Raw genomic sequence first — 21,655 nt, forward strand, 5'->3', positions numbered from 1 at the left:
ATTACATAAAAAATGAGAATGACAAAGTCATTGAATGAAGGTGGTACCGCGGTTGCATGTCGCCCTTCGTTTGGTGGTTTTGTTGTTTTTTGATTTGTGACAAATCACCCCAGCTGAGATTTTTATAGAGAACTATGAAAGAAAAACTTGGGTTAGTTCATTGGATCCGCCCCAACAAAAAACTGAAAGGAAAGGGTACCGAGTTTACTTCAAACTGAACTCGGGCTACGGACTTTGTCAAAAAGATAAACACTTCCTAGACGCAAGCGTCTTTGTCAGGTTTCCTATTTTTTTAACTACTTTACTACTAATCAACAGCAAACGAAAGGAACTGAATTCGTCCTGTGATTGTCGGAAAATAGATAAGCTTTCTTGGATGCAAGCATCCAGCGGTAGCTTCCTAATTTTCTGTCCAATCACGGGCGGACTCTATATCTTATATTATGAAACAACTATCTTCTGCTCAAATTCGTCAAATGTGGCTTGATTTCTGGAAATCAAAAGGTCACTCTGTTGAACCATCTGCTAACTTGGTTCCTATTAATGACCCAACGCTTCTTTGGATCAACTCTGGTGTAGCCACTCTCAAAAAATATTTCGATGGATCAGTTATTCCTGAAAATCCACGTATTACCAATGCGCAAAAATCCATCCGTACCAATGATATTGAAAACGTTGGGAAAACGGCGCGTCACCATACCATGTTTGAAATGCTTGGGAACTTCTCAATCGGTGATTATTTCCGTGATGAAGCCATTGAGTGGGGTTTTGAATTGTTAACAAGTCCAGAGTGGTTTGCATTTCCTAAAGAAAAACTCTACATGACTTACTATCCAGAGGATAAAGATTCCTACAATCGCTGGATTGCTCTGGGTGTGGATCCAAGTCACTTGATTCCACTTGAGGAAAATTTCTGGGAAATTGGTGCTGGACCTTCTGGGCCAGATACTGAAATTTTCTTTGACCGTGGGGAAGCTTTTGACCCAGAAAATATCGGTATTCGTCTCTTGGAAGAAGATCTTGAAAACGACCGTTACATTGAAATCTGGAACATCGTTTTATCTCAATTCAATGCTGATCCAGAAGTGCCACGTTCTGAATACAAAGAATTGCCAAATAAAAACATTGATACGGGCGCTGGTTTGGAGCGTTTGGCTGCTATTTTCCAAGGAGCAAAAACAAACTTTGAGACAGACCTCTTCATGCCAATTATCCGTGAAGTGGAAAAACTGTCTGGTAAAACTTATGACCAAGATGGCGATAATATGAGCTTTAAGGTCATTGCAGACCATATTCGTGCCTTGTCATTTGCTATTGGTGACGGTGCTCTTCCAGGAAACGAGGGTCGTGGTTATGTTCTTCGTCGTCTCCTTCGTCGTGCGGTCATGCATGGTCGTCGCTTAGGGATTACGGATGCTTTCCTCTATAAACTCGTTCCAACAGTTGGTCAAATCATGGAAAGCTACTATCCAGAAGTCCTTGAAAAACGCGATTTCATCGAGAAAATTGTCAAACGCGAGGAAGAAACTTTTGCTCGTACCATTGATGCAGGTACTGGTCATTTGGAAGACTTGCTTGCAGACTTAAAAGCTGCTGGTAAAGACACACTTGATGGTAAGGATATCTTCAAGCTTTATGACACTTACGGATTCCCAGTAGAATTAACAGAAGAATTAGCCGAAGACGCTGGTTACAAGATTGACCACGACGGTTTCAAAGCTGCTATGAAAGAGCAACAAGATCGTGCGCGTGCAGCTGTTGTCAAAGGTGGCTCAATGGGAATGCAAAACGAAACCCTTGCAGGGATCACTGAGCCGTCAGAATTTGTTTACTATGTTGATACATTAGAATCACAACTTTCTGTTATCGTTGTGGATAATGAACGTTCAGAAGTGGTTTCAGAAGGACAAGCTCTTCTTGTCTTTAACCAAACACCTTTCTACGCAGAAATGGGTGGACAGGTTGCAGACCATGGTGTCATCAAAAATGAAAAAGGCGATATCGTCGCGCGTGTGACGGATGTTCAAAAAGCGCCAAATGGACAGGCACTTCATACGGTTGACGTCTTAGCTAGCTTGTCAGTTGGAACAAACCACATGCTTGCAATCGATAAAAATCGTCGCTTTTCAGTTGAAAAAAATCACTCAGCAACCCACTTGCTTCACGCTGCACTTCACAATGTCATTGGTAACCACACTACCCAAGCAGGTTCCCTCAATGAAGAAGGATTCCTTCGTTTTGACTTTACACACTTTGAAGCAGTAACAGCTGATGAACTGCGCCAGATTGAAACTCAAGTCAATGGGGTGCTATGGCACTATTTGGTGAAAAGTACGGTAAAGTTGTTCGTGTTGTTACAATGGGAGATTATTCTGTTGAACTTTGTGGTGGTACACACGTGTCTAATACTTCCCAAATCGGTATTTTCAAGATTGTTAAAGAAGAAGGTATCGGTTCAGGTACCCGTCGTATTTTAGCTGTGACTGGACAACAAGCCTTTGAAACTTACCGTTCGCAAGAGGATTCTCTTAAAGCAGTAGCAGCGACCCTCAAAGCTCCTCAATTAAAAGAAGTTCCAAATAAAGTGGTGGCTCTTGCAGAGCAGGTCCGCGATTTACAGAAGGAAAATGCAGAGCTCAAACAAAAAGCAGCGGCAGCTCAAGCTGGAGATCTCTTTAAAGATGTCAAAGAGACTAATGGCGTGCGCTACATTGCAAGCCAAGTGTCTGTATCAGACGCGGGAGCTCTTCGTACATTTGGAGACAACTGGAAACAAAAAGATTACTCAGATGTGTTGGTTCTTGTTGCAGCTATCGGCGAAAAGGTGAACGTCTTGGTAGCAAGCAAGTCTAAAGATGTACATGCTGGAAATGTCATCAAAGCTCTTGCGCCAATCGTAGCTGGTCGTGGTGGTGGGAAACTAGATATGGCCATGGCAGGTGGCTCAGATGCATCTAAGATTGCAGAGCTTTTAGCAGCTGTTCCGGCACAATTTTAATTATTCATAAATCCATGTTTTCAAACGTGGATTTTTTTGAAAAACATCATAATTAAAGCTAGATTTCACGAATGAGGATGGTTGGAAGGAAGAACACCTATCTGATGAGTAATTTCAGCCTTGGAAGCACCTTTGTTTTATTAAGAAAGCAAGTTTTCTCCGCAGACCAGATGTGAGGTGCATATATAATGTTTTGTTGTATAATTAGTAGTAGACATGTTTATCATTTTTCTATACTTGGTGTCGTAACTTTTAGTGTAGCGGATAAACATGTCTTTTTCTGTTGCACTTTATTTTACAACACGGTGAAAATTATTTTTTTAAAATTGAGACAATGGCTTCAGTTTATATTTGGTAAATAATCAATATTTTTATATGCTTCCATACAGTTTTCTCATTTTGTGTATTATTAACGTTCCGTATTTTGAGAAAAATGCCTAAAATATATAAGTCAAACGATGGATTTGATATGTTACAATCTATCAGTGTTGTTTGGTGTAGGCGTTTTCTATTTGTTTACATCAAGTAAGCTAGTTCAAATGGATGTAAAAGATAGAAAGGAGTCTAGATGGGATTTTTAAACTTTTTAATGAAAAAGCCAAAATCGGAATCGGAAGGAAAAAGAAATACTACAGAAAAAGATTCCAGCTGGTTGGCAAGCTATTACAGATGCTTTTTTATTGTCTTATCCAGGACAAGATAAAACACGACACTTAAGTGCCAGCCCTTCTCGCTTGGAAGGTGGAAAGCATAGCTTAGAGGGGATTAATGTCTATGATGCTGGAGATTACTGGCATTTTGTAACCTATGGCTTATCAGATGTGTATGATCAAGGAACAGATACGACTAGCTTTGGGATGGAATTTACTTATAAGCTGAAAAAACACCCTGATGACAAAGAAGAGGAAGTCATTATAGGTACTGCAAACTTATTGAAAAGTTTAGCGAGTTTGACACGTGAAAAAGGTGAGATTTTTGGTCCATACGAGTATGTTTATACTGGTCAGACAGAGGGGGTTGACGTACACCAACAGTCTCTATTGACAGGCTTTATCTGTGTTCCGGCTGATACGGTAGAAAAAGTTCAGACACCAAATGAAGAAGTCCGGTTTATTCAATTTGTTGGAGTGACGGATGCGGAGCTACGAAGTCTGACAGATAGTCAATCTGTGCAACGTCTATATAGTGAGATACCAGACTTTATTACGGACTATCATAGACAGTCTGTACGATAAATTCATAGCAGATACAGTAGGACGAAGCAGATAAATTCATCATGGAATCCTTCTCACGATTTCTCACTAAAATTGTGAGAAAAAATTTTGTTAGCAAAATTGTGTTATTGTTCGAATGCAAAAATACTAAGTATGAAAAACATAAAATAAAGAAAGGTGGTGAGAAGTATAGAAATTTTAGAAATTATGGTACGTTCGCGCCTATTCAGCGAAAGTGATAGACAAAATATCATACATGAAATGAAAGCAACGGATACTTCTCTTGAAAATACCTTTTAAAAAAGGGTATGTCAATGAAGAAGATTTGTTAAAAGTGTTAAGTTACTATTACAAAACACCTCAAGTCAACCTTTCTCAGTTTTCGATTAATAAGGAAGCGGTTGCTAAGGTATCAGAAAAAATCGCACGTCGCCACTGCTTGATTCCTATCGCCTTTACAGAGGATATGGAGCCAAGACTTATCGTTGCGATGGCAAATCCTAAAAATTATATCGCCTTGGATGATGTTCGAATTGTATCGAAGATGCCGATTGAGGCACACATTGGTTTGAGTGATGATATTCAAAAATATATTGACCAGTATTACTCACAGGGTGATGCAGCACATCAAGCAGCGACAGAAATTGAGGGATTCGGTGTTGAAGATGATGTCGTGGAAGAAGACATCTCAATTAAAAATTCACCCGTAGTTCGCTTGATTGACTCGATTGTCAGCCAAGCCATCAAAACACGGGTATCAGATATTCACATCGAGCCATTTGAGAAAGTCGTTCGAGTTCGTTTCCGTGTTGATGGGACGCTCGTTGAAAATATGCAATTAAAAGCCTCTACACATTCTGCTATTGCTACACGGATTAAGATTATGAGTGGCTTGGATATTGCAGAACGTCGGATTCCACAGGATGGTCGGATCGAGACTACGATTGATGGACGTAAAGTGGATATGCGTGTGTCTGTCCTTCCGACTGTTTTCGGTGAGAAGATTGTTATCCGGATTCTGAATCTAAATGCTACTCTTTTGAGTAAGGAAGAACTTGGGTTTTTACCAGCCAATGAAAAAATCTTTGATGATATATTGAAAGCGCCTGAAGGAATTATTTTGCTGACAGGGCCAACGGGGTCTGGTAAAACAACCACTCTTTATACAGCCTTGCGCGAGTTAAGCGATGTTGGAAAAAATATCATCACTGTTGAAGACCCTGTAGAATACAGACTGGACGGAGTTAACCAAGTACAGGTGAATGTCAAAGCAGGTTTGACATTTGCCGGTGGTTTGAGAAGTATCTTGCGTCAGGACCCGGATATTGTCCTACTAGGGGAGATTCGGGATGAGGAGACAGCCAGTATCGCTGTCCGTGCCGCCATTACAGGTCACGTTGTGCTATCTACGATCCATACCAATGATACAGCCTCTACAGTCAACCGTCTAGTGGATATGGGGATTAAACCTTACTTGGTTTCAACTGCCACTGTCGGGATTATCGCACAGCGCTTGATTAAACGCATCTGTCCGAAGTGTAAGACAGCCTATACCGTTGAAGGAAATCATTATCAGCATCTAGGTATTCACCATGGGGATAAGCTGTACAAAGGTGAAGGTTGTAACTATTGCGGTGGAACTGGTTACTATGGTCGTATTGCGATTCATGAAATCATGGCCGTCACCAAAGAAATAAAAGCTATGATCAACAAAGGTGCGACAACCGCTGAATTGCGCAATCAAGCTCGCTCACAGGGGATGAGAGACTTGGCAGAAGAAGCAATAGAAACAGCTAAAAATGGGATAACGACAATGGAGCAAGCAATGAAGATTGCCTTTAGTCTAGAGGGAGAAGCCTAAGATGAATTTAGATGAATTAATCAAACAAGCCATTGAACATGGTGCGTCGGATATTCATTTTACAGTGGGGGCTGAGCCAACGATGCGTTTGCACGGAAAGCTAACGCCCATCACTGATGAAAAGATGACAAATACGGACACTGTCCGATTTGCCAAAGAAATACTAACAGAAAAGCAAATTCAATACCTGCTTGAAGTGGGAGAAGTGGATTGTGCCTACGAAGTTGATAACGGTTTCCGTTTGCGGGTCAATATCTTTAAACAACGAAACAACTCAGGGATTGCCTTGCGAGTCATTCCGAATCAAATTCCTAGCATGGAGTCCCTCGGATTGCCAGCTGTTATAAAAAAATTGGCTGAAAAACGTCGGGGTCTAATCTTGATAACAGGACCAACCGGTTCAGGGAAATCGACGACCCTAGCCACGATGATCAACTATATGAATGAGCTACGTGATGAGCACATCATCACCATCGAAGATCCGATCGAGTACATGCACACACATAAGCAGTGTTTGGTCAATCAGCGTGAGCTTGGTGCGGACAAACAGAGCTTTGGAAATGCTCTCCGAGGTGCCCTTCGTCAGGACCCGGATGTCATCCTTGTAGGGGAGATGCGGGATAAGGAAACTATTGAGATTGCTCTCCGTGCGGCAGAAACAGGTCACTTAGTCCTTTCTACACTCCATACGGTTGGAGCAGTTAATACAATGGACCGTATTATTGATGTCTTTCCTGCCGAACAGCAAGAACAAATTCGTGTTCAACTCTCTGCCTGCCGTTGTAGAAGGTGTTGTATCTCAGCAATTGATGCGTACATCAAACGGTAAAGGGCGAGTAGCAGCATTTGAAATTATGCTAGCGACACCTGCGGTTCGAAATCTTATCCGTGAAGGGAAAACTCACCAATTGTTGACACCAAACCAAACGGGAGCTAGTCAGGGAATGATCACAATGGATACCTCTCTGCTTGGCCTCTATCGTCGCAATCTAATTGATCGCAAGACCTTGCTCTCTTACGCAGTAGACCGTGAGCAAGTCGAAAAAGTAGTCATGATGGGGTAGAAAACGATGGCAGGGTTCGTATGTAAATATATTGACGAAAAAAATCGAGTTCAAGTTTTAGAACTGGATGTAGACTCTAAGGGCGAAGCTCTAGCCCAGCTCCGACTAAAAGGGCGTCCGTCCCATCAGTGTTGAAGAAAAGGGTCTTGGTTCGACCGAGATTACGCTGGGTGGACCTAAAAAGGTCAAAATAACAGATATCTCCCTTTTCTGTAAGCAAATGTCGGTTATGTTAGAAGCTGGTATCCCGCTCAACAATGCTGTGGATATCATGGAGCATCAAACGACTTCTAAGCCTTTAAAAGCTGCTCTGAAAAAAATGAGTACTCAACTCAAAGAGGGAAATCAGCTCTCTCAAACGATGAAAGCGCAAGGCAAGGTCTTCCCTAATCTCCTCATCCGTATGATTGAAGCGGGTGAAAAGGCAGGTAAAATCGATGAAGTCTTGGAAAAAATGTCCGTTCACTATACCAAGGAAGTCAAGATCAATCGTCAGATTACAGGTGCTATGATTTATCCAGCAATCTTGAGTTTGCTGGTTATCGGTGCGGTCTTTGTCCTTCTCTATGTCGTGGTACCGTCCTTTAAGGATATCTTCGAGAGTGGAGGAGTGGAGTTGCCACTACCGACACGGATTGTCCTCTTCCTCAGTAACTGGGTCCAATCCTACTGGTATATTCTCTTCAGCTTGACCTACTCAAGCTAAATCTTCCGATTATCAAGACTTCTATCCAAAAAATCATAACCGCTCGTTTCTCAAGTACTTTAGCAACGCTAACTAGTGCGGGTATCCCACTGGTAGATGTTTTGGAAGCAGCTGCTTCAACGACCAACACTAGTGTGGTGGTTGATAAGATTGATAAGGCTAGTGAAGGAATCCAAAAAGGGGAAAATCTGACGGAGATGATCGGCCAAACGGAGCTCTTTCCTCCGATGATGCTCTCCATGGTCAAGATTGGAGAGGAGTCAGGGTCGCTAGAGTCTATGCTCCATAAGACCTCTGCCTACTACGAGGAAGAACTCGAAGCTGCCATTAAGCAGTTGCTCTCTCATGGAGCCAGCCCTCATCATCATCATGGGGATTGTTATCGGTGGTATCGTAGCCTCTATCATGCTTCCGTTGCTTGGTCTGGCAGGACAAACAAAACTGGCACAGGAGATGACCATAGGCCATTGATTGAAGGTTGAGACTGGAACAAACTATCCTAACCTTCCCTCAATTACCTATGGCTCCTCTCAACTACCTATGGCTGCCCCGCTTACTCGGAGAGTTTGTAGAGTCTCTCTAAATATCGAGCAGGCAGACCTATACATTTCTGAAAAAGAAAAGGAAATAAACATGCTAAGTAAATTACAAAACATCCGTCGCAATGCTAAGAAAAAAGGGTTTACCCTTGTCGAGTTGGTCGTCGTTATCATCATCATTGCTATCATCGCTGCTGTAGCTCTTCCACGTATAGCAGCTTTCCAAGAAAGCGCTCGCAAATCACGTATCCAATCTGAACACCGTCAGTTGGTAACAGCTATCCAATCACGCATTGCCCAAGCTGAAGATCCAACGACTGAATATGAAAATATTAGTAGTATTGATGAGTTTAAAGAATACATGAATATCAAAGGGTCAGATGTAATTTCATCTGTTGAGAAAGATAAAGGTAATGCTGCACACGTAATTGATGGTGGAAAACTCACTTCAACTTACACTAATCCGAATGGTACTGATAAACCTAAGTCAGAAACATGGACCTATACTTTTAGTCCTAAAAATCAATAATAAAAAATAATCTAAAAACTCTACCCCGACATTTCGTCGGGTCTTATCAAAGGTCTGATACCCCTCATCAGGCTTTTGGTAAGACCATAGAGGAGGAAAACATGAACGAAAATATCCGAAAAAAAAGAAAAGGGGGCACCCTGTCCATGGTCGTCGTTATGATGGTCATCGTGACAGCGACAGTTGCCCTGATGGCGGGTGTCCTAAGCACAGCCAACCGACAGACCCTGCGGAATTACCACTATCTAGACGCCAAGTATGTCGCGACATCGGGTAGTCAGTTGTCGCTCGGGGCTTTCTTCGAGGGAGATGGCAAAACGTCGGACCTCTATACAGAGTTTTCTAAACGAGCCAATAGACAGAAAACTTCAGAAGAAAAAGCAACAGCTACTCACCAGTTCGAACATGGTACCGCAAAGATTACCATGACAGGTGAGTTTAGTCCAAAAGATAGTAAATCTAAGAATGATTACTATGTGACTGTCACATCACACGGTTCGTTTTAACTTGGAAAATCCAGCTTTGAGAACAGAGAAAAGTGGGATTCAACATTCAAAATAGAAAGAAAAAATAAATGAAACAGGCAAAAAGAGGATTTACACTCGTTGAACTCATCGTCTCCATTTCACTCATCGCAGTGGTTTCACTTGTGCTGGGTGTCATTTCTCAGACAGTCTTTGCGAGCAAGGATCTGGTTGACAAGGAAGCGACTATACAAGCAGAAGTTCGAACTAGTATGCAGGCTGTAGATAAAAATGTTCAAAATTCTACAGCCATCTTCGTCTTAGATGACTCAAAGTATGATGGTGATACTAAAAGTTTGAAATCTGGCTGGAGTTATATCGGTCTCACAAAAGATTAAAAAAATCTAGTCAACTTTTCTTGGAATAAAGAAAAAAATACTTGGGATGAAATTAAGCTAGGAAATCGCCATTTTTACGACATTACGATGGACCTCAAATTCTCAAGCGATGAAAATTACCAAGATAACCGCTTGGTGAATTACGAAGTCAAGGGACAGTATACCAATATTAATAAAAAATTTGCATTAGATTCGGCTTCAGTCGCTCTCAATACAAAACAAGTTTTCTCCCACGTTTCTAGAGGCAAGGAAGGGGTCGCTATTGCTTACCGTAATGACCCTATCGAAGGACAGATGAATACAGCTATCAGTTTTGTCTTTGATACATCAGGGTCGATGGGCTGGGATATCAACGGGGAAAAAATAATCGTGGCAAACCTTCAAATATCAGAATGCATATTTTGAAAGAGAAAGCAAAGGATATGATTGATGAATTAAGTGATTTGGGGAACGTTAGTGTCAACCTAGTACAATTCTCTACTCTGGGGGACTACATCCAAGAGGAATTTGTTGATTTAAAATCAGGGTCAGGGACCATTAAACAAAATATTCAAAATATGAAACCAGATGGAGGGACCAATCCTGGCGACGGACTTCGCCACGCCATGGTTAGTCTTCAAAAAAATCCTGCTCAATTCAAGTATGTTGTTCTCTTAACAGACGGAGTTCCTAATCTCTATACAGTCGGACAGTATAGAGATAAATGGCAATCTAGTCGTTATATAGATGTCTTTAACTATGATGGACCAGAATTTGATCTATCAGATAATGTAGATGCAAACTACTATGATGCATCCAATCAAGAAGAGTTGGCAAAGGTCTTTAGTGATATTAAGAAACAAATCGAACAAGATCTCTGGTTTGTAGTTGGACCGTAGTGGGGTACTGTATGAAAAGTTTTAAGAAAAGAAAAGGGATTACCCTCGCAGAGGTTATCATCTCCTTAATTCTTATTTCTGTTATCGTTGTGGGAACCATGAGCTTTTTCTCCGACTCATTTAATAATGTATTTGGGCTCCGCACTCAAAATGAAACTAATTTTGCTATCCAAGAGCAATTTGAAAGTAGATTAGCAGATGTCAAGAAAAATGGAGGCTCAGGTACAGATGAGCGGGAATTTACCTATCAAATTGGAAGCGACGCTCCACGAACGGTAACAGTGACAGGGACAAATTTGTCCTATCAAAATGATAAGGTTCATAAAAAAATTCATCTCTTTGTCGCTAATAATAAAGAGAGTGCTTTGGAAATCCCTAAAGATTTAAAGGTTACTCTTGATGAAAAGACTGAACCAAAAGGGAAAGCTTACTATTATGTCGGTGATCAAACACCAGATGGGCGTGTTGAGTTGACCGAAAAGTCAACTAGTTCTAAAATTCATACAGAGGAAGGTTGGTTCCAAAGCCATCTCTCTATCAAAAACGAACAAGATCCTAAAATACCAATTGTTGTAGTAGGTAGTATAGCACCTAGTGGTTCGACAGATTCTAAAGTAAAGCAACCAAAGATGATGGACGACTTTAAGCAAATTCGTAAAGATAATAAGGGATTTAAATTTGAGTAGAAAATGCGTGGCTCCTATTTAACCTTTGCAGCTCGCGCCATCAACTCTTTTGGTCGAGTAGGCCAATACCAAGAGGCTGAACATCGTATTTGGATAATGGGGATTCCAATTACGAAAGCTTTGGTATTCCATACAGATGCCGATCTTGCTGTGAAAAAAATGAAGATGGTACAATATCAGCAGTTCCGACTGATAGTTCAGAGCATCAAGGGGTTGAGCTTCTAAACTATCGAGATGGTCAAAAAATTACAGACAGTGTGGCTGTAAAGAGCATTTTTGATAAGGAAAAACATCAAGCTCGACAGATGTTGGCTTTGCAAAATAATAGCTTGAACCTGAAAGATTTAAAGATGTAAAATGGTCTGACCAATTCTTTCTTGCTCACAAAAGAAAATCAGTCAGGTGCCCTAGTATCGTATCAATTTGGGACTAGTCTCTCATGGAATCTGACTGAGTCTAGTGATGGTAGTTTGACTGCATCATATGGTGCTTCATCTAATAGTAATATTTCAAAAAATTCTCAAGGAATTGGGATAATTGAGAAAGATAAAGATAACTCTATTCAAATTGTAAGCCGACCAGTTAACGGTTCTCAACTGAAAGTGGAAGTATTTCTGAATGGAATAGAAGTCCATACAGATACATTAATTGCAAAGGATAGAAGCTATAATAGACAAGCATTATCTAATGCGCATGTTACCTTCGGTGGACAGACCCATATTAATGAAATTGCCGTATTTGAGCGTGTATTAAATTCAGATGAAATTAAGTCCATGAGAGAATATTTCGAAACTAAATACAAAGTAAAAGAATAAAAATAAAAAGAAAGTAGAATGGGAAGATCAATGTTCTCTTTTAAGAAAAAAGAAGAAACAGGACATATGTCTGATAGCGGAAGCGGGGAAGGCTCCTTGCTAACACGGTTGAACCAACCCCTTTTTAAGAAAAAAGAGGGGTTGGCAGATGAGGAGTATATGCTAGACAGCGAGCTTCAAGCCTCACAAGTGGCTTCAACTAAGAACAAGTCAATCACTAGTTTGTTTTCAACTAAAAAAGGGAAGGGCGGGAAAAATGCTGGTCAGCCTTACACCATGTTTTCAAAGCCTATCAAAGGAAATCTGTTAGCTGTTGATTTTGATGACTATGATCTGACCTTGGTAGTAGCGAAGCAAAAACGCAAAGAATTAGAAATCGTAAAGACAGTCAAAGCTTCTTTACCAGTAGGATTGGTACATGATGGTTTAATCATCAACATGGATGCATTGATAGAGTTCATTGATCATTTGATGAAAGAAAACGATATCGTAGCCAAGTATGCTTTTTTGCAGTCAATAATACAGGTGTCATTGCGCGTCCAGTTATGGTACCAGATGCCGTTGCAGAAGAAGACATCGAAAACTTTATCTCCTTTGAGTTGCAGCAGTACTTGGACATCGATACAAGTTCTTATATCATTGATTATCAATTCAGTCCGCAATCAGATGGCGGTATGATTGAAGAGGGAAGCAAGTCTTTGATTACCTATGCTGTACCAAAGCGACAGTAGAGCAGCATTACGACTTGGCAGATGCTTTACATCTTGTACCATATGTCTTTGACCTTCGCTCCAATACCTACGAAAAATGGCTGGAACGTGTAGAAGCGATTAACAATCGCGGTATGTATTTGACAGAAGGCAATATTGGGATTGCCCAACTAGGTAAGCATAGTATTGATGTCTATCTGTATGCGCGTGGTCGATCTGTGACAAGCAACCATATGGATCGAGGTTATCATGAGATTGAAGACTTAGTAAATTCTGAATTAACCATGCGCCATTTTCATGAGATAGTCTCTGGTGAAATGACGGATTTGTCCCTCAAGCGCGTCTTAGATGAGCGGCTAAATGAAACAAAAATGCACATTATCAATACAGAGCGATTTTTCAGCTCAACAACAGGTGAAACGATTGATAAGTTTTATTCTATCGGAGAAGGTGCACTTTGCTGGCATTTGATTTCGGTATTTAAAACAAAATTTGACGGTGAGATTGAGGCTGTCGGTAGCGCTGATTCAGAGAATATTGTTTGGGGACCGAATGCAGATAATGATCCTGAAATTATACCAGCTGTAGCAATGTTAATTCGGAGGGCCAACTAATGATGATGAGAGATTTAAACTTTTTTGCGACATACCATACCCCTCCTGCAAAGACCAGCACAGTTCGCTTGGTCGCTATTACGGGGAGGGGAGCCTACGGCATTAGCGGGTGTGTTGTTAGGTGCTTTCTATTATTACACAAGTAACAGTAACTATGAGACAGAAATCAATAAATTGCATATGTTGCTAGAAGCATCTGAAATGGTACAACAGTTAGAAGAAATCGAAAAACTTCAAGTTGACAAGGCGACTGTAACAAATGATCAGACGATCTTTAAAAATTTAGAAGGTGATTTAAGATGTATATAAATTTACCATCGAAATTGAGACAAAGGATGTGGACTTCAGTGAAAAAAATAATGAAAACAAAACTGATAAGAAACTCGGACTAAAGCTAAATAAAAAAGAAAAAACATTACTTGGTACGGTTGCTGTTGGTCTCGTTGCATTCGGCTGTTACAATGTCTTAAATGGTTTAATAACTAAAAATGGTGAGCTAATGGAAGAGTATGACAGGTTGCAGTTGGAGTTTAACGAAAAAAGCGCAAAGATTGCTCGGAAAGGCGCCATGGTTCAAGAATTGAAAAAGCTGAACAGTGATACCAATAAAGTTGCTTCTAACTATTATGGCAATACTAATCAGGGGGAGTTTATCTATTTGATTGATCACTTGATCAATAAAAGTGGAATCACTCTTCAGCGGGTTGAATTTGCGGAAACAAAAGAACTAGAGTTTCCTGAAAAGACAGATAATGATGCGGTAGCACAAGAGAAAGATAAGAAGGATGAAGCAACTTCATCAACAACAGGTTCTTCAAGTACAGACACTTCTACTTGAACTAGTACAAACTCTGGTTCTTCTTCTGAAACACAAGAAAATTCGGCACCAGCTACACAGACAGATCAAGAAGCAGAAAATAAATATGCCAATACCAATATCACACAAATGACAGCAGATATTGGTTTTTCAGGGAATTATTCTCAGGTATTAGAATTACTGAAAATGATTGACGCAAATGAGCGTACAATTGTATCAAGTGAATTGGATTTGGGTTCTCCTAAGGCTAAGCAAGAAGTGGATAGAATTGATCCGCTTATTGAAAAAGGGCATATCAAACTAAGATTTTATCAAGTAGAAGATGTAGAGCGCTATGTAAGTAAACCAGCTAGCAATGTTGATAAAACGCCAATTCCATTCGCTCATGTGGCCTCACCATTTAAGCGTGCATCTTGGTTATCCATCTCTGAAGATGGTGGTAAAAAATCAGATTCAAAAGCTACTTCAACATCGTCAAGCAATTCGTCTGATTTGGGGCCTGGTTTAGGATCGGCTCCTGGGCCAGCCTATCTTCAACAATTAGCCAATTCAACAAATAATGCGAGTGGGATTTCAGCTTATTACAATACATCGACGCTCTATCGCTTTGAAACAAACTTAAAATTGAAAAACAAAGCGAATAATGCAGAGACTGATGTTACGGTAGATACAGGTGACTTCCTTGAAGGTGCTGGTTCAAATGTTGTGCAAATTCCTGCAAGTAAAGAAAAAGTCATCTATGAAATGAGATTGCAAGATCCATTTATTACATTGAATGAAAAACCAGATTATATCATTTTTGACTTCCATAGTTCCCAAAAATGGGATGGTAGCTTGGGAATGATTGTTGAAAATGCAAATGGTCAAGAAATTCAAGTAGGTTTATTAGAAGGCTTGCAGTGGGAAGGGTGGCGTGAAGCTAGATTTGATCCTGCAAGTGTGGCGAGTTTGAGTTATCCATTGAAGGTAAAAGGTTTCTATTTCGAAACACCAAACACCAATAGCGGTGGAACAACATTAAAATTGGACAATTTTGCAATTCAAAGTTTGATATCTAATTAAGCAGTGAAATTGCGACTCATAGAGTAAATCCAGACAAACTCTATGAGTGTAGCTTGCTTGTCATTTTCTAACTTTTAGTTCATATTGAGTCATGGTTTTAGTTCGAAACACATCTCTGTATGTAATGAAACGATGAAAGAACGAACAAGGAATAAAAAAGAAGGAGGAAATAATGGCGTATTTACAAATGTTTGGTTTAACATTCATCATAATTCATACGATTAGTATTACGTTTGCAGCTAAGTTGGCGATGGCAAAGCGAATTTTTCTAGCTATATGGATGGGAATGTTTGTCTTTTTCCTTCCTAAAATGTATCAATATTTACAAGCAACTCCACTCTATTTTGGCGGTCTATGTGCGGGTATTTTTGGTATCTATGTAGTCTCACTTTTTTCACAAAATATGCGAGACGCTATAGAGCATCGTAAACAGATCAAAAAAACCAGAGAAACTAGAGAACCATTCTTTGTCAGTGAGATACAAGTACAGGAATCTTTCATGGAGAATCCAATATATAGCAGTTTATTGATGGAGAAAACGGAAGCAATGGAAGACGATTCTAAAAAACTATCACGCTTGCAATCAAGACAAAAGGATAAAAAGAGAGGCACCAAATCCTCTACCGATAAAGTGACACAAATGCCTTCAAAAAATGTATCACAATTTGCGAAAAAAAGTATGCCTTCACAGGAGGAACAAGCTACTTTATATGACCAAAATGATCAAGAAAATCGTATAAATTTAGAGGAAGAGCTTTCAGCTGTTGATAAGAAACATACTGATAAAGTTACGCCAATTTCCTATCATTCTTCAATATTTGAACCTCAACAAACTTCAATAAAAGAAGTGGACGATATAGTATCTCAAACCTTATCTAAACTGGATAATCTTTTTTCAGGAAATATGGATAAGGAAGAATCTAATAATTTATTTATTGAAAAAGAAACTCCGGTGCATCTGAATTTTTTCGGAAGACAAGGCTGTAGATGTTGTGGTGACAGATGAAGAGGAAGAGATTTTACGAGAAATTGAAGTAATTTTTTCTGAACATAAGGATTTAGAAACACCAGTTACATTGCATAATACACAGACACAAGACGAAGTAATTTTGACCATTGATCCATTGTCTGGTGAGGCAGCAGATTGGGGGAGAACGCAGAAAATAGCAGAACCATATTTTGATACTGAGGAACAAATTGATAAAGAAATCTATTTCCGATTCTTATTATTTGAAATTCGTGAGTTATTAGTTTTGGGCTTTTATCAGGAAGCTGTGGACTACTTGAAAGAAATTTTGATTGATTCTTATGATAAGGAAATTCGTCGGAATGCCCTTTGCTTATTAGAGTTAATTCGAGTGGAACTCTACAATCCACACATCAGTGAAAGCATAAGAAATAAATATAAGTTTTTAGAGGAGCGTAAAGTATTATGATTAGTTGCAAGTCAGTAATTGGAACCGCAGTAATTGAAATTGAAAAAGGTGTGGGACTTAGAGAAATTCATCAAGTTGTAGTGGACAAGGGTGTTATGTTAACTTTTGTTGTCAAATCAAGACATGAAGATCCATCACATGCCTTAATGATTGGTAATAATATTTATGGTATTGGTAATTTTGCGGCAACTGTGAAAAATTCGGATGCATTGCAGGCCTTTACACAAGAGGAATTACAGCTTCTTGTAGATAAGCAAGGTGTTATCATTGATGAAATTGTCATTACAGTAGATGGAAATAAAATTGGTCGCGTAACAGACTATTTTATTGATAATGAAAATGAGATTGGCTTCTTGCTAGTTGATCCTGAGAATGATGAAGAAGTATTCCAAATTCCTAAATCACAAATTTTAATGATTGGAAAAGAATACATCATTTTAAATGAAGAATGCAATACTTTGGGAACAAGTACACAATCAACAATGATTGATTTTCCAGTTAAGCCGCATCCAGTTTTAGAAGGAGCTGATAATGAAAACGAGATTGATTTATCTCAAAAAGTAGAGCCCGTAGCAGAGACTACTTTCATTGAGACTCCAGCTCCTAAAAAAGAAACAAATCAATCCATGGGTACCTAAAATGGAGGCTAAGATAGAAAATAATCAAAATTTTGATTTGGATACTATGTTAGCCAATCTAGAGACTGCTGAAGATTTTTCAGACCTAGATTCTTCTATTACATCGGAAGAAAATATGGCAAAGAAAATGCCTGAGATTGAATCAGTGGCGATTGAAAATACATTTTTGAAACAATTGAAAGAAGATGAAGAAAATACTGAAAATGTTGAAAATCATAAACAATCATTAGAAGATATTTTTGCGTCATTTTCAAACAATGATACTCCTAAAGAAGTTCAAGGAAAACGAGATGGGTTTCAAATTCCGGTAGAATATGAAACCATTACTGAGCCTGATATTCATCATCAAGTGGTACCAATGCCAGCTCCAAATGGTGAAACGAAGAGTTATGTTGATAATCAAAAACGACTATTACTTGGAAAAAAATTACAAAAAGATTTAGTTAATTCAGATGGTAGTGTTCTTCTTTATGCAGGTGAAGTTGTGACAGAAGAAATGATTGACTTGTTGCGTAGAATTGACAGACGTTTGTTAGTTCGCTTGGCAGGGAGTGTAGGACAGAATGAAAGGAAGATTTTCAAAGTATCAGATTTTCATTCCCCTAGGTTTGTTTTTTATCTTCATGCTTAGTTTGCTGATATATGTTATGACTATCTATAAACCAAGCTTACCAATGAGTATCAATGATAAAAAGATTGTGCATGTCCATTCAAGAAGTGAGGCAGAAGTTGCAGTATACAAAAGCTTGCCATACAAAGCGAGCTTTGCATTGTCAATCGGGCATTCCTTCTCAATGGATATGCGATTGTTGGGGTTGAGTTATTTTTCAAAAACTGAACTACAAAGTTTGGATAAAATTTCTAATACTAATTTATGGGATAAGTTTTTACCGTTTTTTGAAACAAAACAAAATCAACTATTATCTATTATCTATTTATTCGAAACGGTTATTTTGGTTGCAATCTTTAGAAAAATCGATTCAAAATTTTCCAGATTTATTGAAACAAGAACCTGAAACGAATCATTTAATTGTTAACTCAGATAATCAGAAGACGATATCAGCTCCTGTAGACGGTTATGAAATTCAAGCTCAAAACTTTATTGCTATTGCTCAGAATATCAGTAAGACAGCTCAATTTGAGCAGATTCCTTTAGAAGCAAATCTTATTGGTGCTGAGGCTCAATCATGGAATTTATCTCAATATACACGATTTATTGATAAGGTAGAATTACCGCTTTCAGATGGTGCTGTTCAAAAACACAATCAAGAATTAGTATTTCATAAATTGCAAAATGTTTATATTGCAGCTGGTCAAAGTTTCAATTTTTCAGATGTTATTGGTAAGTTGAGCAAGGAGTCAGGTTACTTGAGTAGTGTTATAGATGGGACAGAGGTTTATGGAAGTGGTGTCGAGTTAGTTGTGAATGCCCTTCAATCACTTACCTTTAAACATATGAAAGTAGAGTCCTACAAAGGCAAGGCTTTCAGCATTGGAGATTCAGGGAGGGAATTAACTCAACTTTCTGTGACAAATACAAGTCAGAACGATGTCGTTCTTTCTCTATCAAAGGAAGGCTCGCAATTAACAATTGTATTAGCAAGCAAATAATAAAAAGTTACGACCTAATCATTCGGTTTATCTTTTATTTGGTCGTTAACTTGATTTGTCTAGTACTAAAAGCGAAGGCAGAAACTATAAAACAAAATTGAGGAGAAGATGTGATCTTAAAACAGAAGAGGATTATGGAATGGCGGTATTAGTATTTATCCTAGGTCTTGTATTTGGTAGCTTTTATAATGTTGTCATTTATAGAGTTCCGCTTGAAAAAAGTATCATCAATGGTCGTTCAGCTTGCCCAAACTGTTCACATGTTCTAGGTGGTTTAGAGTTGATTCCGCTTTTATCCATTGTTATTCAACGGTTTAAATGCAAACACTGTCAGGTACCTATTTCACCACGGTATTTTATCGTGGAATTTCTAACAGGTACTTTGTGGTGGAGAGCCTATTTACTCTTTGTCAATCAAGGGATATGGATGGTTATTTCAGCTTGTCTATTGATATCTCTATGTATTATTGTGGGCTATATTGATTTTGATACCCATTTTATATCTGATATCGTCCTACTTATTTTTTTAGTTGGGCGGTTGAGTTTGATATGGCTGACAGGTGAATCTTATTTGGAAACCTTTTATTCTATGCTGGTAGCTTTATTGGTCTATGACACAATTTATTGGTTGGCAAAATTATATTATAAACAAGAGGCATTTGGTTCTGGTGACATTACTTATTTGATTACGCTTGCTAGTTGGTTTAGTCCACTTGATATTACGCTGGTCGCAATTGGTTCGTTTTTTATCGCTGGACTTTTATTGCTAGTCATAACCTTAATTGAAAAAATGAAATTTGACGCAAAAAAGGAGATCCCCTTTGGTCCTGCTATGAGTATTATGGCTGTTTTATTCTATTTTTGGGGGAGCTTATATAAAGGAGTTATATATTCAATGGGTATTTTAAATAAAAAAACAAGAGGCTTACGCATGATGGCAACAGGTCTGATTGGTAGCTCTCTTGTTATCGGATTGTTATTTGGTCGGCGCATCATGGCAAATCATCAGGAGAAAATTGATCCTGCGGATATTTATATTTCAGAGAATTTTAGTTCAAATGGTAGTGGCGTTATTTTATTCTCAGAAGATGTTACGGTTCCTTCAACGGTATCGGCTGATTTTATCAACAGTCGTTTAGAAGGGACAAATATGGCCGGTCTAGGTCAAGCCTTTAAAAATGCTGAAAAAAATTATGGCGTAAATGCTCTCTTTTTAACTGGATTGGCTATTCATGAATCAGATTATGGAAGAAGTCAAATAGCACAAGTAAAAAATAATCTATTTGGTTTTATGGCATATGATTCTAGCCCATTTTCAAGTGCTGGGTATTTTGAATCGTTCGATGCATGTATAGACTATGTTGCACGTTATTTGAGTCAACACTATTTGAGACCTGATGGTATGTACTACAATGGAAAGAGTATTGCGGCAATTAATACTCGCTATGCCTCCGATAAAGGATGGTCTGAAAAAATTGCGATTCGTATTCGTGCTTTCTTAAATTTGAATAAATAGTCGTTAAGTAAATGATAGCTGATAATTGTTTCATCGCGAAAGAGCTAGACTACTGTTTGGCTCTTTTTTTGACAAAATAATAATATTGTTGCTTCGTTTTCTTTTAGTACTAGGTGAGGTAGGACTAAAAGAAAAATTCATCTCCGTCATTTTATCTTAGTCTAAATTGTGAGACGAAGGGGTGATTGCTATTGGAAAGGCAACACTTTTCTGTACAAAATTTATAAGTTGTTTTTGTTAAGTGATTAATCTTCAGGTCAGAGGTGTCTGATAATTGAGCCTTCCATGGATGCGACGGTGATTCCACCAGTGGACATAGTCCCTTCCAAATGATTGGGAATAGGTGTCTCATTTTTCCCTTTAGAATGGGATTTGAAGTTAGCTTCTTGATAAACAGACACCAGATTGAACTGTATCATGATACGCTGAATCCGATGTCTGGAGACCTGTTTTCCCTCAATTTCCAGAAGTTTCTTGATTTTTCTAACACCCTATCTGGACTTATTTTCCAGAAAAACGGTTTTGATATCTTCCTCAAGCACTGTCTCAAACACAGGCTCCACAGCCTTGTAATAATAGCTAGAACGAGGCATACCAAGTAAGCGCCACATAGCTGAAATACTGTGTTTATCCTTGTTTGCAGTGATTATTTCCCTTTTCACGCCATAATCACTGCCACTTGCTTTAGGATATCGACCTGCATTCAAGCTCTTTAGTGCGCTTTCTGAGGGCAATCAGCTCACGCTACTCATCTGTAAGATTATCTGCTGTTTTAAATGAGCCTGTGGGTCTAGCTTGTTTAACTTATTTATCAAAGATAGATGGTGTTAACTCATATTCTTTAATGAGCTCACTTCGTTTCATACCAGCATTGAGAAGGTCAACAATTTGTTGGGTAAATTCATCTGAGAATTGGCGACGTACTTTTCTAGCCATAGTAACTCCTTTTAGATTTCTTTTAGTGTAGAACACTTTATAAATCCTGTCTAGATTAGTGTAATCTATTCAACTGATATATAAAACGCTTTTTTATAAAGGAGGTGGTGCCTATGTTTGTATGAAATTAAAAGATGCGATCACGTAAACTACTTTTAATTAT

19 protein-coding genes and 6 pseudogenes are annotated in these 21,655 nt (G+C 38.8%); 24 read left to right on the forward strand and 1 reads right to left on the reverse strand.

What is annotated here, in order from left to right; genetic code table 11:
- The first annotated feature begins 443 nt into the window (after positions 1–443).
- The 24 genes and pseudogenes from alaS (at position 444) to AEX56_RS08785 (ending at position 20,556) form a co-directional block, all read left to right on the forward strand.
- Positions 444–2,998, forward strand: a pseudogene (alaS, locus tag AEX56_RS01400) (alanine--tRNA ligase).
- A gap of 680 nt (positions 2,999–3,678) precedes the next feature.
- Complete coding sequence (locus AEX56_RS01405; protein WP_049617615.1) at positions 3,679–4,233, forward strand: suppressor of fused domain protein; 555 nt, start codon at positions 3,679–3,681, stop codon at positions 4,231–4,233.
- Between the two features lie 277 nt (positions 4,234–4,510).
- Positions 4,511–6,073 (forward strand): annotated as a pseudogene (locus AEX56_RS01410) (GspE/PulE family protein); the annotation flags it as partial.
- A 1-nt stretch (position 6,074) separates the two neighbouring features.
- Positions 6,075–7,137 (forward strand): annotated as a pseudogene (locus AEX56_RS01415) (type IV pilus twitching motility protein PilT).
- 6 nt (positions 7,138–7,143) lie between these two features.
- Positions 7,144–8,314 (forward strand): annotated as a pseudogene (locus AEX56_RS09305) (type II secretion system F family protein).
- Between the two features lie 162 nt (positions 8,315–8,476).
- Positions 8,477–8,911: a prepilin-type N-terminal cleavage/methylation domain-containing protein gene (locus AEX56_RS01425; protein WP_049617616.1), complete on the forward strand. Its 435-nt coding sequence runs from the start codon at positions 8,477–8,479 to the stop codon at positions 8,909–8,911.
- A gap of 101 nt (positions 8,912–9,012) precedes the next feature.
- The gene (locus AEX56_RS01430; protein ID WP_082326137.1) at positions 9,013–9,417 is read left to right on the forward strand and encodes a hypothetical protein; all 405 of its coding nucleotides are present in this window, start codon (positions 9,013–9,015) and stop codon (positions 9,415–9,417) included.
- 68 nt (positions 9,418–9,485) lie between these two features.
- On the forward strand, positions 9,486–9,773 hold the full coding sequence (locus AEX56_RS09310; RefSeq protein WP_049617617.1) for a PulJ/GspJ family protein: 288 nt from the start codon (positions 9,486–9,488) through the stop codon (positions 9,771–9,773).
- An 87-nt stretch (positions 9,774–9,860) separates the two neighbouring features.
- Positions 9,861–10,178: a hypothetical protein gene (locus AEX56_RS09315; protein ID WP_049617618.1), complete on the forward strand. Its 318-nt coding sequence runs from the start codon at positions 9,861–9,863 to the stop codon at positions 10,176–10,178.
- On the forward strand, positions 10,175–10,651 hold the full coding sequence (locus AEX56_RS09320; RefSeq protein WP_330218242.1) for a vWA domain-containing protein: 477 nt from the start codon (positions 10,175–10,177) through the stop codon (positions 10,649–10,651). The genes AEX56_RS09315 and AEX56_RS09320 overlap by 4 nt, the downstream gene beginning before the upstream one ends.
- A gap of 11 nt (positions 10,652–10,662) precedes the next feature.
- Positions 10,663–11,337 carry a prepilin-type N-terminal cleavage/methylation domain-containing protein gene (locus AEX56_RS01450; protein WP_049617620.1) on the forward strand — a complete coding sequence of 225 codons (675 nt, stop codon included), beginning with the start codon at positions 10,663–10,665 and terminating at the stop codon, positions 11,335–11,337.
- An 89-nt stretch (positions 11,338–11,426) separates the two neighbouring features.
- Positions 11,427–11,693, forward strand: coding sequence for a hypothetical protein (locus tag AEX56_RS08350; RefSeq protein ID WP_152907862.1), 267 nt, complete (start codon positions 11,427–11,429; stop codon positions 11,691–11,693).
- Positions 11,694–11,714: 21 nt separating this feature from the next.
- Positions 11,715–12,152, forward strand: coding sequence for a hypothetical protein (locus AEX56_RS01460; RefSeq protein WP_049617622.1), 438 nt, complete (start codon positions 11,715–11,717; stop codon positions 12,150–12,152).
- An 18-nt stretch (positions 12,153–12,170) separates the two neighbouring features.
- Positions 12,171–12,830, forward strand: a complete 660-nt coding sequence (locus AEX56_RS01465) for a hypothetical protein (protein ID WP_049617623.1) — start codon at positions 12,171–12,173, stop codon at positions 12,828–12,830.
- A 67-nt stretch (positions 12,831–12,897) separates the two neighbouring features.
- Positions 12,898–13,476 (forward strand): hypothetical protein, encoded by a 579-nt coding sequence (locus AEX56_RS01470; protein WP_049617624.1) that lies wholly within the window; start codon positions 12,898–12,900, stop codon positions 13,474–13,476.
- Between the two features lie 24 nt (positions 13,477–13,500).
- On the forward strand, positions 13,501–13,785 hold the full coding sequence (locus AEX56_RS01475; protein ID WP_049617625.1) for a hypothetical protein: 285 nt from the start codon (positions 13,501–13,503) through the stop codon (positions 13,783–13,785).
- Between the two features lie 28 nt (positions 13,786–13,813).
- On the forward strand, positions 13,814–14,314 hold the full coding sequence (locus AEX56_RS01480; protein ID WP_049617626.1) for a hypothetical protein: 501 nt from the start codon (positions 13,814–13,816) through the stop codon (positions 14,312–14,314).
- Between the two features lie 108 nt (positions 14,315–14,422).
- Positions 14,423–15,355 (forward strand): hypothetical protein, encoded by a 933-nt coding sequence (locus AEX56_RS01485; RefSeq protein WP_049617627.1) that lies wholly within the window; start codon positions 14,423–14,425, stop codon positions 15,353–15,355.
- 172 nt (positions 15,356–15,527) lie between these two features.
- Positions 15,528–16,791: pseudogene (locus AEX56_RS01490) on the forward strand (SSA_2305 family type IV pilus system protein).
- The gene (locus AEX56_RS01500; protein WP_053093894.1) at positions 16,788–17,429 is read left to right on the forward strand and encodes a PRC-barrel domain-containing protein; all 642 of its coding nucleotides are present in this window, start codon (positions 16,788–16,790) and stop codon (positions 17,427–17,429) included. The pseudogene AEX56_RS01490 and the gene AEX56_RS01500 overlap by 4 nt, the downstream one beginning before the upstream one ends.
- Position 17,430: 1 nt before the next feature.
- Positions 17,431–18,060 (forward strand): hypothetical protein, encoded by a 630-nt coding sequence (locus AEX56_RS01505; protein ID WP_049617630.1) that lies wholly within the window; start codon positions 17,431–17,433, stop codon positions 18,058–18,060.
- 16 nt (positions 18,061–18,076) lie between these two features.
- Entirely contained in the window at positions 18,077–18,445 is a 369-nt protein-coding gene (locus AEX56_RS08510) for a hypothetical protein (RefSeq protein WP_160315157.1), read from the forward strand.
- Positions 18,429–19,040, forward strand: coding sequence for a VanW family protein (locus AEX56_RS01515; protein WP_049617632.1), 612 nt, complete (start codon positions 18,429–18,431; stop codon positions 19,038–19,040). The genes AEX56_RS08510 and AEX56_RS01515 overlap by 17 nt, the downstream gene beginning before the upstream one ends.
- A 55-nt stretch (positions 19,041–19,095) precedes the next feature.
- Positions 19,096–20,556, forward strand: a complete 1,461-nt coding sequence (locus tag AEX56_RS08785) for a prepilin peptidase (protein WP_236682942.1) — start codon at positions 19,096–19,098, stop codon at positions 20,554–20,556.
- Positions 20,557–20,879: 323 nt separating this feature from the next.
- On the opposite strand, the pseudogene AEX56_RS08115 reads toward AEX56_RS08785, so the two are convergent.
- Positions 20,880–21,492: pseudogene (locus AEX56_RS08115) on the reverse strand (IS3 family transposase); the annotation flags it as partial.
- Positions 21,493–21,655 lie beyond the last annotated feature (163 nt).

Origin of the sequence: Streptococcus sp. X13SY08, assembly GCF_001182825.2 — a bacterium.
Classification (GTDB): Bacteria; Bacillota; Bacilli; order Lactobacillales; family Streptococcaceae; genus Streptococcus.

Coding starts and splice junctions, on each gene's coding strand:
- AEX56_RS01485 (WP_049617627.1), top strand. CDS start 14,423: ATGACAGCAGATATTGGTTTTTCAGGGAATTATTCTCAGGTATTAGAA.
- AEX56_RS09310 (WP_049617617.1), top strand. CDS start 9,486: ATGAAACAGGCAAAAAGAGGATTTACACTCGTTGAACTCATCGTCTCC.
- AEX56_RS09315 (WP_049617618.1), top strand. CDS start 9,861: ATGGACCTCAAATTCTCAAGCGATGAAAATTACCAAGATAACCGCTTG.
- AEX56_RS01500 (WP_053093894.1), top strand. CDS start 16,788: ATGATTAGTTGCAAGTCAGTAATTGGAACCGCAGTAATTGAAATTGAA.
- AEX56_RS01430 (WP_082326137.1), top strand. CDS start 9,013: ATGAACGAAAATATCCGAAAAAAAAGAAAAGGGGGCACCCTGTCCATG.
- AEX56_RS01425 (WP_049617616.1), top strand. CDS start 8,477: ATGCTAAGTAAATTACAAAACATCCGTCGCAATGCTAAGAAAAAAGGG.
- AEX56_RS01465 (WP_049617623.1), top strand. CDS start 12,171: ATGGGAAGATCAATGTTCTCTTTTAAGAAAAAAGAAGAAACAGGACAT.
- AEX56_RS08510 (WP_160315157.1), top strand. CDS start 18,077: ATGACTATCTATAAACCAAGCTTACCAATGAGTATCAATGATAAAAAG.
- AEX56_RS01450 (WP_049617620.1), top strand. CDS start 10,663: ATGAAAAGTTTTAAGAAAAGAAAAGGGATTACCCTCGCAGAGGTTATC.
- AEX56_RS01505 (WP_049617630.1), top strand. CDS start 17,431: ATGGAGGCTAAGATAGAAAATAATCAAAATTTTGATTTGGATACTATG.